Annotated in this window: 14 protein-coding genes and 1 pseudogene; 14 read left to right on the forward strand and 1 reads right to left on the reverse strand. The window is 69.0% G+C overall.

Annotation, left to right across the window (positions count from 1 at the left end; genetic code table 11):
• Positions 1 to 83 precede the first annotated feature (83 nt).
• The 14 genes and pseudogenes from ACUTR7_RS22060 (at position 84) to ACUTR7_RS22125 (ending at position 12,397) form a co-directional block, all read left to right on the forward strand.
• A complete protein-coding gene (locus ACUTR7_RS22060; RefSeq protein ID WP_445609834.1) occupies positions 84 to 764 on the forward strand; it encodes a fumarylacetoacetate hydrolase family protein in 681 nt (226 codons plus the stop codon).
• Positions 761 to 1,522: a fumarylacetoacetate hydrolase family protein gene (locus ACUTR7_RS22065; RefSeq protein WP_445609835.1), complete on the forward strand. Its 762-nt coding sequence runs from the start codon at positions 761 to 763 to the stop codon at positions 1,520 to 1,522. The genes ACUTR7_RS22060 and ACUTR7_RS22065 overlap by 4 nt, the downstream gene beginning before the upstream one ends.
• 27 nt (positions 1,523 to 1,549) lie before the next feature.
• The gene (gene hpaE, locus ACUTR7_RS22070) at positions 1,550 to 3,007 is read left to right on the forward strand and encodes a 5-carboxymethyl-2-hydroxymuconate semialdehyde dehydrogenase (protein ID WP_017405675.1); all 1,458 of its coding nucleotides are present in this window, start codon (positions 1,550 to 1,552) and stop codon (positions 3,005 to 3,007) included.
• A gap of 42 nt (positions 3,008 to 3,049) precedes the next feature.
• A pseudogene (locus tag ACUTR7_RS22075) lies at positions 3,050 to 4,045 on the forward strand (tripartite tricarboxylate transporter substrate binding protein); the annotation flags it as partial.
• 20 nt (positions 4,046 to 4,065) lie between these two features.
• Positions 4,066 to 4,392, forward strand: a complete 327-nt coding sequence (locus ACUTR7_RS22080; RefSeq protein ID WP_012202043.1) for an aromatic ring-opening dioxygenase subunit LigA — start codon at positions 4,066 to 4,068, stop codon at positions 4,390 to 4,392.
• Position 4,393: 1 nt separating this feature from the next.
• On the forward strand, positions 4,394 to 5,212 hold the full coding sequence (locus ACUTR7_RS22085) for a DODA-type extradiol aromatic ring-opening family dioxygenase (protein WP_445609836.1): 819 nt from the start codon (positions 4,394 to 4,396) through the stop codon (positions 5,210 to 5,212).
• Positions 5,213 to 5,647 carry a 5-carboxymethyl-2-hydroxymuconate isomerase gene (locus tag ACUTR7_RS22090; RefSeq protein WP_445609837.1) on the forward strand — a complete coding sequence of 145 codons (435 nt, stop codon included), beginning with the start codon at positions 5,213 to 5,215 and terminating at the stop codon, positions 5,645 to 5,647.
• 1 nt (position 5,648) lies between these two features.
• Entirely contained in the window at positions 5,649 to 6,482 is an 834-nt protein-coding gene (gene hpaH / locus ACUTR7_RS22095) for a 2-oxo-hept-4-ene-1,7-dioate hydratase (RefSeq protein WP_043823361.1), read from the forward strand.
• A gap of 45 nt (positions 6,483 to 6,527) precedes the next feature.
• Entirely contained in the window at positions 6,528 to 7,982 is a 1,455-nt protein-coding gene (locus ACUTR7_RS22100) for an NAD-dependent succinate-semialdehyde dehydrogenase (protein ID WP_013800006.1), read from the forward strand.
• Positions 7,983 to 8,000: 18 nt separating this feature from the next.
• Complete coding sequence (locus tag ACUTR7_RS22105; RefSeq protein WP_012202038.1) at positions 8,001 to 8,822, forward strand: aldolase/citrate lyase family protein; 822 nt, start codon at positions 8,001 to 8,003, stop codon at positions 8,820 to 8,822.
• An 86-nt stretch (positions 8,823 to 8,908) separates the two neighbouring features.
• Complete coding sequence (hpaR, locus tag ACUTR7_RS22110; RefSeq protein ID WP_016447335.1) at positions 8,909 to 9,397, forward strand: homoprotocatechuate degradation operon regulator HpaR; 489 nt, start codon at positions 8,909 to 8,911, stop codon at positions 9,395 to 9,397.
• A gap of 44 nt (positions 9,398 to 9,441) precedes the next feature.
• Positions 9,442 to 10,077: a 3'-5' exonuclease gene (locus tag ACUTR7_RS22115; RefSeq protein ID WP_013800004.1), complete on the forward strand. Its 636-nt coding sequence runs from the start codon at positions 9,442 to 9,444 to the stop codon at positions 10,075 to 10,077.
• A gap of 190 nt (positions 10,078 to 10,267) precedes the next feature.
• Positions 10,268 to 10,771, forward strand: coding sequence for a flavin reductase family protein (locus ACUTR7_RS22120; RefSeq protein ID WP_012202035.1), 504 nt, complete (start codon positions 10,268 to 10,270; stop codon positions 10,769 to 10,771).
• Positions 10,772 to 10,981: 210 nt separating this feature from the next.
• On the forward strand, positions 10,982 to 12,397 hold the full coding sequence (locus ACUTR7_RS22125; protein WP_445609838.1) for an amino acid permease: 1,416 nt from the start codon (positions 10,982 to 10,984) through the stop codon (positions 12,395 to 12,397).
• Here ACUTR7_RS22125 and ACUTR7_RS22130 read toward each other — a convergent pair.
• The gene (locus tag ACUTR7_RS22130) at positions 12,394 to 13,593 is read right to left on the reverse strand and encodes a DUF5666 domain-containing protein (RefSeq protein ID WP_445609839.1); all 1,200 of its coding nucleotides are present in this window, start codon (positions 13,591 to 13,593) and stop codon (positions 12,394 to 12,396) included. The two genes, ACUTR7_RS22125 and ACUTR7_RS22130, sit on opposite strands and share 4 nt — an antisense overlap.
• Positions 13,594 to 13,737 lie beyond the last annotated feature (144 nt).

Below are 13,737 nucleotides of genomic sequence, written 5' to 3' on the forward strand. Positions count from 1 at the left end.
GCGGCCTGGGAAAACCCTGAATCCACCGTGTTGACGGGGCTTGTTGCAAAAACAATAATTACCACGTTAACTAAATTCACACCATGCAGATTCAGCCCTTTCTCCTGGATGACGGCCTTGCGCTGGGCACGGTCTACGGCACGCTGCTCAACGAGCGCGCCACCGTGCAGCGCCTGTCGCCGCAGTTCGACAGCGCGCCCTACAAGGCCGCTCCGCGCGCCCCCGTGCTCTATCTCAAGCCCCGCAACACCTGGGCACGCGATGGCGCTGCGGTGGCCCTGCCGGCCGATCCCGGCGAGGTCCGCGTCGATGCCAGCATCGGCCTGGTGATCGGCCGCAGCGCCACGCGCGTCAGCGAAGCAACGGCCATGGACCATGTGGCCGACTGGCTGATCGCCAGCGACCTCACGCTGCCGCACGAGAACTACTACCGCCCCGCCATCCGCCAGCGCTGCCGCGACGGTTTCTGTCCGCTGGGCGCCCTCGTTCGCGGCGCAGGCTTTGACGCACAGGCGGCCACGCTCACGGTGTCCATCAATGGTGAACAGGTCTGGCAGCGCGGCTTTGCCGACCTGGTGCGCTCGCCCGCAAGGCTGCTGGCCGACGTGACCGAATTCATGACGCTGTCGCCCGGCGACGTGCTGCTGCTGGGCCCGGGCGAAGGCGCGCCGCTGGCGCGGCCCGGGGACCGCGTGGTCATCGAGGTGCCCGGCCTGGGCCGGCTCACGCATTCGGTGGTGGCAGAACAGGGAGCAGCAGCATGAAGCACGGACGCGTCATCTTCGATGGACAGACCCTGCAGGTCACCGAAGGCCCGCACGGACAGGTGCAGTTGCCCGATGGCCGCCTGGTGGCGGAGACCGCCGTGCAGTGGCTGCCGCCGCTGCAGTTCGGCACGGTCTTCGCGCTGGGCCTGAACTATGCGGACCATGCCAAGGAAATCGCCTTCAACAAGGCGCCCGAGGAGCCGCTGGTCTTCCTCAAGGGACCGAACACACTGAACGGCCACCACGGCCGCACGTACCGCCCAGCCGACGTGGCCTACATGCACTTCGAGTGCGAGCTGGGCGTGGTCATCGGCAAGACCTGCCGCAACGTGCGCCGCGAAGACGCCTACAGCGTGGTCGCCGGCTACTGCACGGCCAACGACTACGCCATACGCGACTACCTGGAGAACTTCTACCGGCCCAACCTGCGCGTGAAGAACCGCGACGGCGCCACGCCCGTAGGCCCGTGGTTCGTCGATGCGGCCGATGTGCCCGACCCCATGAACCTGCGCCTGCGCAGCTGGGTCAACGGCGAGCTCAAGCAGGACGGCAGCACGCGCGACATGGTGCATGACATCCCCTCGCTGATCGCCCACCTGTCGGGCTTCATGACGCTGAACCCCGGCGACCTCATCCTCACCGGCACGCCCGACGGCGTGGCCGACTCCCGCGTGGGCGACGAGATCGTCACCGAGATCGAAGGCCTCGGCCGCCTGGTCAACACCATCGTCGGCGACGCGCCGGCCGCCTCCTGAACCCACCGCACACGCCAAGGAATCCCCATGCGCATTGACCACCTGATCGACGGCAAGGCCGTCGCCGGCAAGGACTATTTCGAGACCGTCAACCCCGCCACCCAGGAGGTGCTGGCCGAGGTCGCCGCTGGCGGCGAGGCCGAGGTGCAGGCCGCCGTCGCCGCCGCGAAGAACGCCTTCCCGAAATGGGCCAACACGCCCGCCACCGAACGCGCCAAGCTCGTGCGCAAGCTGGGCGACCTGATCGCCCGCCATGTGCCCGAGATCGCGCAGACCGAGACCAACGACTGCGGCCAGGTCATCGCCCAGACGGGCAAGCAGCTGGTGCCGCGCGCGGCCGACAACTTCTACTACTTTGCCGAGATGTGCACGCGCGTGGACGGCCATACCTATCCCACGCCCACGCACCTGAACTACACCCTGTTCCACCCCGTGGGCGTGTGCGCGCTGATCTCGCCCTGGAACGTGCCCTTCATGACGGCCACCTGGAAGGTGGCGCCCTGCCTGGCCTTCGGCAACACGGCCGTGCTCAAGATGAGCGAGCTGTCGCCCATGACGGCCGCGCGCCTGGGCGAGCTGGCGCTGGAGGCCGGCATTCCGCCCGGCGTGCTCAACCTGGTGCACGGCTACGGCAAGGACGCGGGCGAGCCCCTGGTGCGCCACCGCGATGTGCGCGCCGTCTCGTTCACGGGCTCGACCCAGACCGGCAACCGCATCGTGCAGGCCGCCGGCCTCAAGAAATTCAGCATGGAGCTGGGCGGCAAGAGCCCCTTCGTGATCTTTGACGATGCCGACTTCGAGCGCGCGCTGGACGCGGCCGTGTTCATGATCTTCTCCAACAACGGCGAGCGCTGCACGGCCGGCAGCCGCATCCTGGTGCAAAAGGGCATCTACGCGAAGTTCGTGGACCGCTTCGTGGAGCGCGCCAGGAAGATCACCGTGGGCGATCCGCTGGACGAGTCCACCATCGTCGGCCCCATGATCAGCGCCAGCCACCTGGCCAAGGTGCGCCACTACATCGAACTGGGCCAGAAGGAAGGCGCCAGCATGCTGTGCGGCGGCCTGGACGCGCCCGTGCTGCCCGAGCGCGTGCGCAAGGGCAACTACGTGCTGCCCACGGTGTTTGCCGACGTGGACAACCGCATGCAGATCGCCCAGGACGAGATCTTCGGCCCCGTAGCCTGCATCATTCCGTTCAGCGACGAGGCTGAGGCCGTGCGCCTGGCCAACGACATCCAGTACGGCCTGTCCAGCTACGTCTGGACCGAGAGCGTGGGCCGCGCCCACCGCGTGGCCGCCGCCATCGAGGCCGGCATGTGCTTCGTCAACAGCCAGAACGTGCGCGACCTGCGCCAGCCCTTCGGCGGCACCAAGGCCTCGGGCACGGGCCGCGAGGGCGGCAGCTGGAGCTACGAGGTCTTCTGCGAGCCCAAGAACGTGGCCGTCTCGCTGGGCTCGCACCATATTCCGCACTGGGGCGTCTGAACGGGCGACCAACGACAACGACAAAGAGAACCGAGGAGACAAGACATGCAACGCCGCCATTTCCTGCAATCCACCGCAGCCACCACGGCCGCAGCGCTGATGCTCCCGGGCCTTTCCCAGGCCCAGCCCGGTAGCCCTGCCGGCACCTGGCCCGCCAGGCCGCTGCGCATCATCGTGCCCTTCACGCCGGGCGGCACCACCGACCTGGTGGCGCGCCTGGTGGGCACCGAGCTGGGCAAGTCCCTGGGCCAGCCTGTGATCGTGGAGAACAAGCCCGGCGCGGGCACGGTGATCGGCGTGGACTATGTGTCCAAGCAGCCGGCCGACGGCTACACCCTGGTGTGCGTGGCCAACAGCTTCACGGCCAACAAGACGCTGGTGAAGAACCTGCCCTACGACACCACGCGCGACCTCAAGCCCGTGGCGCTGATGGGCCTGTCCGAGCATGTGCTGGCCACCCACCCGGGCAGCGGCCTGAAGACGCTGGCCGACCTGCGCAGCCGCGCCAAGGCCAGGCCCGGCGAGCTCAGCTATGCCTCGTTCGGCAACGGCACCTCGGCCCATCTGTCGGGCGCGCTGCTGTGCCAGGAGATGGGCATCGACATGGTCCACATCCCCTACAAGGGCCAGGGCCCGGCGCTGGCCGACCTGCTGGGCGGCCAGGTGGACGTGATGTTCGGCAACTGGCCCGAGTTCCGTGGCCATGTGCAAAGCGGCAAGCTGGTGGCACTGGGCATGGCCACGCGCCAGCGCTCGCAGTTCGCTCCCCAGGTGCCCACGCTGGCCGAGCAGGGCGTGGCGCTGGAATCCAACTCCTGGCAGGGTCTGCTGGCACCCGGCGCCACGCCCGATGCGCTGGTGCAGCGCATCAACGCCGCCGTGGTCAAGGCCCTGGCCGAGCCCGCCGTGGTGGACGCCTTCGCGCGCGGCGGCATCGTCTCGCAGGCCGGCACGGCGCAGCAGTTCGCGGCCTTCGTCACCAGCGAAATCGCCAAGTACGAAGCCATCATCCGCCGCGCCAACATCACGCTGGGCTGAGGCCGACACCGGGAGCCGCCATGAGCCTGTACACCATGCAGAAATTCCTGTTCCAGCTCAACCGCGAGCCCGAGGTGCAGCGGCGCTTTGCCGAGGACCGCGCCGCGCTGCTGGCCGAGTACGCGCTGGAGCCCGAGGAGTACGAAGCCATGTTCCACGGCGACATCGGCAAGCTCTACGTGCTGGGCTGCAACGGCCAGCTGCTGATGCACTTCGCGCCGCTGCTGGGCATGCCCTGGGCCGACTACCTGCAAGCCATGCGCGATGGCGTGCAAAAGCACGGACCGGTGCGCGCGGGCGTCTACGCGATGACGACAGCCACCAACGAAAAGATCGCAGGAGTTTGAGATGAGTCTGGTATTTGCAGGCGTTTGCAGCCACGCGCCCGGCATCACGGGCCGCGCACACCTGGCCGATCCGGCCACCAAGGATGCCTTCCATGCGGCCTTCCGCGACATGGGCGCACGGCTGGAGGCGGCGCGGCCCGATGCCGTGATCGTCATCGCGGCCGAGCACTTCGCCAACTTCTTCATGAACAACATGCCGGCCTATGCCATCGGCATGGCCGACCACTACGAAGGGCCCATCGAGGACCCGTCCTGGCTGGGCATAGAGCGCCACCGCATCCCCGGCAATGCCGAGCTGTCGCGGCGCCTGATCACCGAGGTCATGCAGACCGTGGATGTGGCCTTTGCCGAGGAGTGGAAGTTCGACCACGGCATCATGGTCCCGCTGCACTTTCTGACGCCGGCCTATGACAAGGACATCATCCCCGTCAACATCAACTGCCAGGGCCCGCCGCTGACGCCGCTGCACCGCGCCTGGGCCTTTGGCGAGGCCCTGCGCCGCGCCTGCGACAAGGCGCCCGAGCGCATCGCCATCGTGGGCACGGGCGGCATCTCGCACTGGCCGGCCACGCCCGACTCGGGCAAGGTCAACTGGGAATGGGACCAGCAGTTCATGGACCGCTGGTGCCGCAACGACCGGGACGCGCTGCTGTCGTACACCGACGCCGAGACCTACCGCGACGGCGGCCAGGGCGGCTTCGAGATCCGCAGCTTCATCGCCGTGGCCGCTGCCGCGCGCGGCGCGGGCCAGGTGCTGTACTGCCAGCCCATTCCCATCTTCGCCGTGAGCTGCACGGCCGCCACCATGGAGGTGGCCTGAATGCCGCACGTGGTCATCCTCTACACGGCCAGCCTGGACGCGTACACCGACATGACGCAGCTGTGCCGCGCCCTGGCCGACACCATGCTCACCGTGCGTGCCGAAGACGGCGCCCAGGTCTTTCCCACGGGCGGCACGCGCGTGCTGGCCTACCCCGCGCCGCACAGCGCCGTGGCCGATGGCGGGGCCGCGGGCCGTGCGGCCGGCGGCGATGGCGACTACGGCTTCATCTACATCAACCTGCGCATGGGCCGGGGCCGCTCGGCCGCCGTGCAGCAGCAGGCCGGCGACGCCCTGCTGGCCTGCGCGCGCCGCCATCTGCAGCCGCTGTTCGCGCAGCGCCACCTGGGCCTGACCGTGCAGGTCGATGAAAGCCCGGGCCAGGTCTACGACGGCAAGCACAGCACCCTCCACCCTCTCTTTTCCAGGCCTTGAAATGTTTTCCCAAGAACTGTTGACCCAACTGGCCCAGGAGCTGGACCGCAGCGAGAAGACGCGCGTGCAGGTCGAGCATTTCTCCAAGCGCTTTCCCGGCATGACCGTGGAGGATGGCTACCGCGTCTCGCGTGAATGGGTGCGCCTGCAGATCGCGGCGGGGCGCAAGGTGATCGGCCACAAGATCGGCCTGACCTCGCGCGCCATGCAGATATCGAGCCAGATCGACGAGCCCGACTACGGCACCCTGCTCGACAGCATGCTCTACCGCTGCACGCCGGGCCAGGTGCTGGACATCCCGGCCGCCCACTTCATCGCGCCGCGCGTGGAGGTGGAGCTGGCCTTCGTGCTCAAGGCGCCGCTGCGCGGCCCGGGCCTGCCCGGCGGCAAGGAGATCACGCTGCAGGACGTGCTGGACGCCACCGACCATGTGACGCCCGCCATCGAGATCATCGACGCGCGCATCGAGCAGTTCGACCGCCACACCAAGGCCATGCGCAAGGTCTACGACACCATCAGCGACAACGCGGCCAATGCGGGCATCGTGGTCGGCGCCGGGCAGGCTGTTCCCGGGGTGCTTGACCTGCCCTGGTGCGGCGCCATACTGCGCCAGAACGGGGTGGTCGAGGAGACCGGCCTGGCTGCCGGCGTGCAGGGCCATCCCGCCATCGGCGTAGCCTGGCTGGCCAACAAGCTCTCGCCCTGGGGCGAGGCCCTGGAGGCCGGCCAGACCGTGCTGGCCGGCTCGTTCACGCGCCCCGTGGCGGCCAGGGCCGGCGACCTCTTCGATGCCGACTACGGCCCGCTGGGCCGCCTGCAATTCCGTTTTGTCTAGGCGCCGTCGTCCCGACGCCTGCCCCGCCCTTATTGGAGATTTCCCATGCCGCTTGCACTGCGCGACCCCAGCCTGCTCAAGAACCTCTGCCTGATCGACGGCCAATGGCTGGCCGCCGACGATGGCAGCCGCATCGACGTCCACAACCCCGCCACGGGCGAGTCCGTGGGCCATGTGCCCCGCATGGGCGAGGCCGAGACGCAGCGCGCCATCGCCGCCGCCGAGCGCGCCTTCACCCTCTGGAAGCAGCAGACCGCCGAGGCCCGCGCGCGCCTGCTGCATCGCTGGTTCGAGCTGATGATGGAGAACCAGGAAGACCTGGCCCTGATCATGACCAGCGAGCAGGGCAAGCCCCTGGCCGAGTCGCGCGGCGAGATCGCCTATGCGGCCTCCTACGTGCAGTGGTTTGCCGAGGAAGCGCGCCGCATCTACGGCTCCACCGTGCCCGCGCCCTGGGCCGACAAGCGCATCATCGTGACCAAGGAGCCCGTGGGGGTCTGCGCCGCGATCACGCCCTGGAACTTCCCGGCCGCCATGATCACGCGCAAGGTCGCGCCGGCCCTGGCCGCGGGCTGCACCATCATCGTCAAGCCCGCGCAGCAGACACCGCTGTCGGCCCTGGCCATGGCCGAGCTGGCCCAGCGCGCCGGCATTCCCGAAGGCGTGTTCAGCGTGATCACGGGCTCCTCGCGCGCCATCGGCGGCGTGCTCACGGCCAGCATGGCCGTGCGCAAGCTGACCTTCACGGGCTCCACCGAAGTGGGCCGCGTGCTGGCCGAGCAATGCGCGCCCACGCTCAAGAAGATGTCGCTGGAGCTGGGCGGCAACGCGCCCTTCATCGTCTTCGATGACGCGGACCTGGATGCCGCCGTCGAAGGTGCCATGGCCTCCAAGTACCGCAACACCGGCCAGACCTGCGTGTGCGCCAACCGCCTGCTGGTGCAGGACGGCGTGTACGACGCCTTCATGGCCAGGCTCAAGGTCGCCGTGCAGGCCCTCAAGGTGGGCAACGGCCTGGAGGCCGGCGTGGGCCAGGGCCCGCTGATCGACCAGGCCGCCGTGGACAAGGTCGAGGAACTGGTGGCCGACGCCGTGAAGAACGGCGCCGAGGTCGTGCTGGGCGGCAAGCGCCACGCGCTGGGCGGCACCTTCTACGAGCCCACCATCCTGGCCAACGCCACGGACCGCATGCGCATCGCCAGGGAAGAGGTCTTCGGCCCCGTGGCGCCCGTGTTCCGCTTCAAGACCGAGGAAGAGGCCATCCGCATGGCCAACGACACCGAGTACGGCCTGGCCGCCTACTTCTACGCCCGCGACGTGGGCCGCGTGTGGCGCGTGGGCGAGGCGCTGGAGTACGGCATGGTGGGCATCAACAGCGGCATCATCAGCACGGCCGTGGCGCCGTTTGGCGGCGTCAAGCAGTCGGGCATGGGCCGCGAGGGCGGCGCCGCCGGCATAGAGGAATACCTGAGCACCAAGTACCTGTGCATGGGCCACTGAGGCCCGGACAATCACACCATGCAGACACCTGTGAACCGCTTCAAGGCCGCCATTGCGGCCGACCAACCCCAGATCGGCCTGTGGCTGGGCCTGGCCGACGCCTATTCGGCGGAAATCTGCGCGGGCGCCGGCTTCGACTGGCTCCTGATCGACGGCGAGCATTCGCCCAACGACACGCGCACCCTGCTGGCGCAGCTGCAGGCCATCGCGGCCTATCCCGACAGCCATGCCATTGCCCGCGTGCCCATGGGACACGGCGAGGTCGGCGAGATGCTGATCAAGCAGTACCTGGACATCGGCGTGCAGACCCTGCTCGTGCCCATGGTGGACACGGCCGAGCAGGCCGCACGCATCGTGCGCGCCGCGCGCTATCCGCAGGCCGACGGCCAGGGCGGCATCCGCGGCATGGGCGGCGCACGCGCCTCGGCCTGGGGCCGGCGCGCCAACTACGCCCATGAAGCCAACGCCCAGGTCTGCGTGCTGGTGCAGGTGGAGACACGCCAGGCGCTGGCCCATCTGGACGCCATTGCCGCCACCGAGGGCGTGGACGGCGTCTTCATCGGCCCGGCCGACCTGTCGGCCTCCATGGGCCACATCGGCAACCCCGGCCATCCCGAGGTGCAGGAGGCGATTGCCGACGCCATCGCGCGCATACGCCGCGCCGGCAAGGCGCCCGGCATCCTCACGCCCAACGAGGCCCTGGCGCGCAAGTACCTGGAGCTGGGCTGCACCTTCACGGCCGTGGGCCTGGACACCAGCGTGCTGGTGCAGGCCACCAGCGCCCTGGCTGCGCGCTTCAAGCAGGCAGCGGCCCCCGCGCCGAAAAGCCAGACCTATTGAGGCCCCGGCCTGACAAGGCGCCCGCAACGCCGCTCCGGGGAGGGAGCGGCGGCTGCATAGAATCCAGCCGACAGATGCTGCCGAACATGCCCCAGACCACGACCTCTTTTGCCCCCGAGCCGCTGCGCGCCTTCTCGCGCTCCCTGCCCATGGCGCTGCTGCGCGCCCGCGAATCGGTCATGGTGCGCTTTCGGCCCATGCTGCGCGCCCATGGCCTGACCGAACAGCAGTGGCGCGTGCTGCGCGCCATGGCGGCGGTCACGCACAGGCTGCGGCCCATGGAGCTGTCGCAAGCCACCTACATCAGCATGCCCAGCCTCTCGCGCCTGCTCAAGACGCTGGAAGGCCGGCAGCTGGTGGAGCGCTCGCGCCACGCCAGCGACATGCGCGGCGCCGAGTTCGAGCTCACGGCGGCCGGCCACGCCATCGTGGCCGAGATCGCGCCGCATTCCTCCGAGACCTATGCCGAGATCGAGCGCCTGGTGGGCCATGAAGAGATCGAGCAGCTCTACGCCCTGCTCGACCAGGTCGTGCAGCGCCTGGGCGCGGCCGACGGCAGCCAGGCCGAGGAATAGCCGCCCCGGCACGCCGGTCGGGCACTGCCGGGCACAATCGCCCCATGCCGCAGCCGATTGCCGTCATCGACTTTGAAACCACGGGCATGGCGCCCGCCCAGGGCGCGCGTGCCACCGAGGTCGCCATCGTGCTGATCGAGGGCGGCCAGGTCGTGGACCGCTTCCAGAGCCTGATGCGCACCGGCGCCTGGATACCGCCCTTCATCACGCGGCTGACCGGCATCACCAATGCCATGGTCGCAGCCGCGCCGCCCGCCGAGGACGTGATGCGCGATGCCGCCCGCTTCGTGGGCAGCGCCCCCATGGTGGCGCACAACGCGGCCTTCGACAGCAAGTTCTGGCAGTCCGAGCTGGCCCTGGCCGGCGAGGCCGCGCCCCAGCCCTTTGCCTGCACCGTGCTGCTGTCGCGCCGCATCTACCCGGAGGCGCCCAGCCACAGCCTGAGCCGGCTCACCGCCCACCTGGGCCTGCCCGTGGCCGAGCGTGCCCACCGGGCGCTGGCCGATGCCGAGATGGCCGCCGCCCTGCTGGCGCGCATGCAGCAGGACCTGTGCCTGCGCCACGCGCTGGCCTGGCCCGAGCATGCTCTGCTGATGCAGCTGCAGCGCTGCACGCGGGCCCGCATGAAGGCCTGGCTGAACGAGAACGCCGCGCCCGCCCAGATGAGCATGGCGCTGTGAGCCGGCGCCGCGCACACAGGGCAAAGACCTCCCTGGCAGAGGCCCCATCGGCCGCTTCTGCCGGCATCCGCACCCATAATGCAAGGTTGCTGCCCGGCTCCGGGCGCCCGTCCCAAACGCTGCAGCCCTGCTGCGGCCTTGCTGCCGCCTGGTTCTTGCACCCGTGAATTCCGCACTGCCTCCCGCCGCCATGGCCGCCCTGCCTCCACAGTCCCCGTTCTCGTCGCGCGAGTTCCGCGACGCGCTGGGCCAGTTCGCCACGGGCGTGACCATCGTCACCGCACGCAGCCCGCAGGGCCATCCGGTGGGCGTCACCGTGAGCTCGTTCAACTCCGTCTCGCTCACGCCGCCGCTGGTGCTGTGGAGCATGGCGCTGTCGGCGGCCTCGCTGCCCGTGTTCCAGCATTGCTCGCACTACGCCATCCACGTGCTGTCGGCCTCGCAAAAGCCCCTGGCCGAGCTGTTCGCGCGCAAGGGCGTAGACCGCTTCGCCAACACCGCCTGGCGCAGCTCGGCCCAGGGCGTGCCGCTGCTGTCCGAAGCCACCACCGTCTTCGAATGCCGCAACCGCCATCGCCATGAAGAAGGCGACCATGTGATCTTCATCGGCGAGGTCGAGCAGTGCAGCCATCAGGCCGGCCACACGCCGCTGCTGTACCACGCAGGCCGCATGCACACGGGCGGCCTGGGCTGATACCGGGGCCTGCGGCAGCACTCGCGTCGCCTCTTTCGGCGACTCCCCCATTCCCGTGCCTTCCCGCCTCCGGGTAATCCCCGGTCCGGGAAATTGCTGTCTGCGCATATTGTATATACAGGCTTATACATCTGATCGCAGACCCATCCGCAGGCTGATGAAGCCTGTGGATGCGGCAGCCATTTCACCAATGACGGGGGGAGACAGCACATGAGTTCACCATCTGCAGGCAGCCTGCACCGAGGGCTGTCGGCCCGCCATATCCGCTTCATGGCACTGGGCTCGGCCATAGGCACGGGGCTGTTCTACGGCTCGGCCAAGGCCATACAGCAGGCGGGCCCCTCGGTGCTGATCGCCTACCTGCTGGCGGGCGCGGCGGTCTACATGGTGATGCGCGCGCTGGGCGAGATGGCCGTGCACAACCCCGTGCCCGGCTCCTTCGGCCAGTACGCCAGCGACTACCTGGGGCCGTTCGCCGGCTTCGTCACGGGCTGGACCTATACCTTCGAGATGGTCATCGTCTGCCTGGCCGACGTGACGGCCTTCGGCATCTACATGGGGTTCTGGTTTCCCGAGGTGCCGCGCTGGATCTGGGTGCTGTCCATCGTCTGCTTCATCGGCGCGCTCAACCTGTGCTCGGTCAAGGTGTTCGGCGAGATGGAGTTCTGGCTGTCCCTGCTCAAGGTGGCGGCCATCATCGCCATGATCGGCGGCGGCCTGGGCATCATGGTGTTCGGCTTCGGCATGGCGGCCGATCAGGCGCCGACCGGCGTGCAGAACCTGTGGGTGCACGGCGGCTTCATGCCCAATGGCGTCTCGGGCCTGATTGCCTCGCTGGCGGTGGTGGTGTTCGCCTTCGGAGGCATCGAGATCATCGGCATCTCGGCCGGCGAGGCCAAGGACCCGGCGCGCGTGATCCCGCGCGCCATCAACGCCGTGCCGCTGCGCATCCTGCTGTTTTACGTGCTCACGCTGTTCGTGCTGATGAGCATCTTCCCCTGGCCGCAGATCGGCAGCCAGGGCAGCCCCTTCGTGCAGATCTTCAGCGGCCTGGGCATTTCCTCGGCCGCCACCATTCTCAACATCGTGGTGATCTCGGCGGCCGTGTCGGCCATCAACAGCGACATCTTCGGCGCCGGCCGCATGCTCTACGGCATGGCGCACCAGGGCCAGGCCCCCGCCGGCTTCGGCCGTGTCTCGCGCCATGGCGTGCCCTGGATGACGGTGGTGGTGATGGCCGTGGCGCTGCTGGCCGGCGTGGTGCTGAACTACCTGATCCCCGAGGACGTGTTCCTGCTGATCGCCTCCATCGCCACCTTCGCCACGGTCTGGGTCTGGCTGATGATCCTGCTGTCGCAGTTCGCGGCGCGCCGCCGCATGAGCCCGCAGCAGGTGGCCGCGCTGAAGTTCCCGGTCCCGCTGTGGCCCGCCGCGCCGCTGGCCGCCATCGCCTTCATGCTGCTGGTGCTGGGCGTGCTCGGCTACTTCCCCCACACCCGGACAGCCCTGGTCGTGGGCGGCCTGTGGATCGTGCTGCTGGGCGCCGCCTACCTGCTGTGGGTGCGCCCCGCCGCCGCGCGTGCGCAGAGCGAGGCGATGCGGCCTGCGGCGAACGCGAACCCTTAGTCGAACTCGACCTCGGTGGCCACCACCATCGCGCCATCGACCGAGAGCCGGCCCTTGACCTCGACCACGCGCCCCACGGCAATTTGGGCAGCGCTGCCATCCTCGAAGCGCGCATTGCGATAGTCCACGCGCACGCCGCGCAGCTCGAAGATGCCGGCCAGGCTGTCGACAGCGGTGATGCGGCCCTCGATCTCGAAGCCATCGTCACTGTCCAGCCGCAGCTTGCGCTCGACCTCGGAGGCGCGAAGCACCCCGTCCTGGAACATACCCTCGACCTCGACCAGGTCGCCCACGGCAAGGCCTGCGGGCAGGCGTGTGGCGCTGCCCGCGTCCACGCTCAGGCCGTCCACGACGAAGCGGGTCGGCGAGTCCATGCGGGTGATATGGCCGGTGACGTCCGCCTCCACGCCTGCCTGTTCGGGCAGCGTGAGACGCTGCACCGACAGTGCGGTGGCCACCCACAGGCCGGCGGCATCGGGCTGGCGCGCCAGGCGCAGGCTGACCACGTCGCCGGCAGCCAGCGCGGCGGCAACCTGCACGCCGCTCCAGTTGACGACGGCCTCGCCGATGCGCAGGGTGCGGCGCGACATGTCAACGGCATCCACAGGCGCGCGCAGGCGCCAGGGCTCGTCGGCGTCATCCTCGATCTCGATGCGGCTGGCAAGAATGCGGCCCTGCGCATCGCGCAGGCCGTGGACTTCCAGCACACGGCCGACCTGCAGCGCCGCCGCGCGGCCGTCCTCGAACACCGTGGCCGCATCGACGATCACGGTCTGGCCCAGTACGGTCAGCCGGTCGCCCACGACCGCGCTCAACGGACCTTCCAGATCGCTGCGCACAAGAATCTGACGGGCCATGGCGCGCGCCACACCGTCGCTGCCGGTGGTCACGGGGTCGGCCGTGACATGGACCGCCATGCCCAGCTTGAGCGCATCGCTGGCCAGCAGGACGCCATCGCCATCGGTGATCCGGGCCTGGCGCTCGTCATACCGCACCCCATTGACCAGGATGGAGCCGAAGCCGTCAATGGTGCCCGACGCATAGCTGGCGCTGGGAGTGACCGGCGTGGGGGCGGGCTTGTCAGCCCCGCCGCCGCCACCGCCGCAGGCGGCCAGCAGCACGGACAGCGAGAGCGCGCCAGCGCCCAGGGCCCGGTGCAATGGCGGGGCGGAGCGGGAAAAGCGAAGAAAATGCATGGTGTTCGATGCCAGAAAGAAACAGATGAAAAGGCACCGCGGCGGGCCATCGGTGCAACCGCCTGCAGTGTCGGCAAAGGCGCCTAAACCGCGCATGAATGGCGCGTTCATGCACTGTTTAAGAACGTGCACATAAGATGCGTG

The organism is Delftia sp. NA_296.1 (assembly GCF_052692095.1).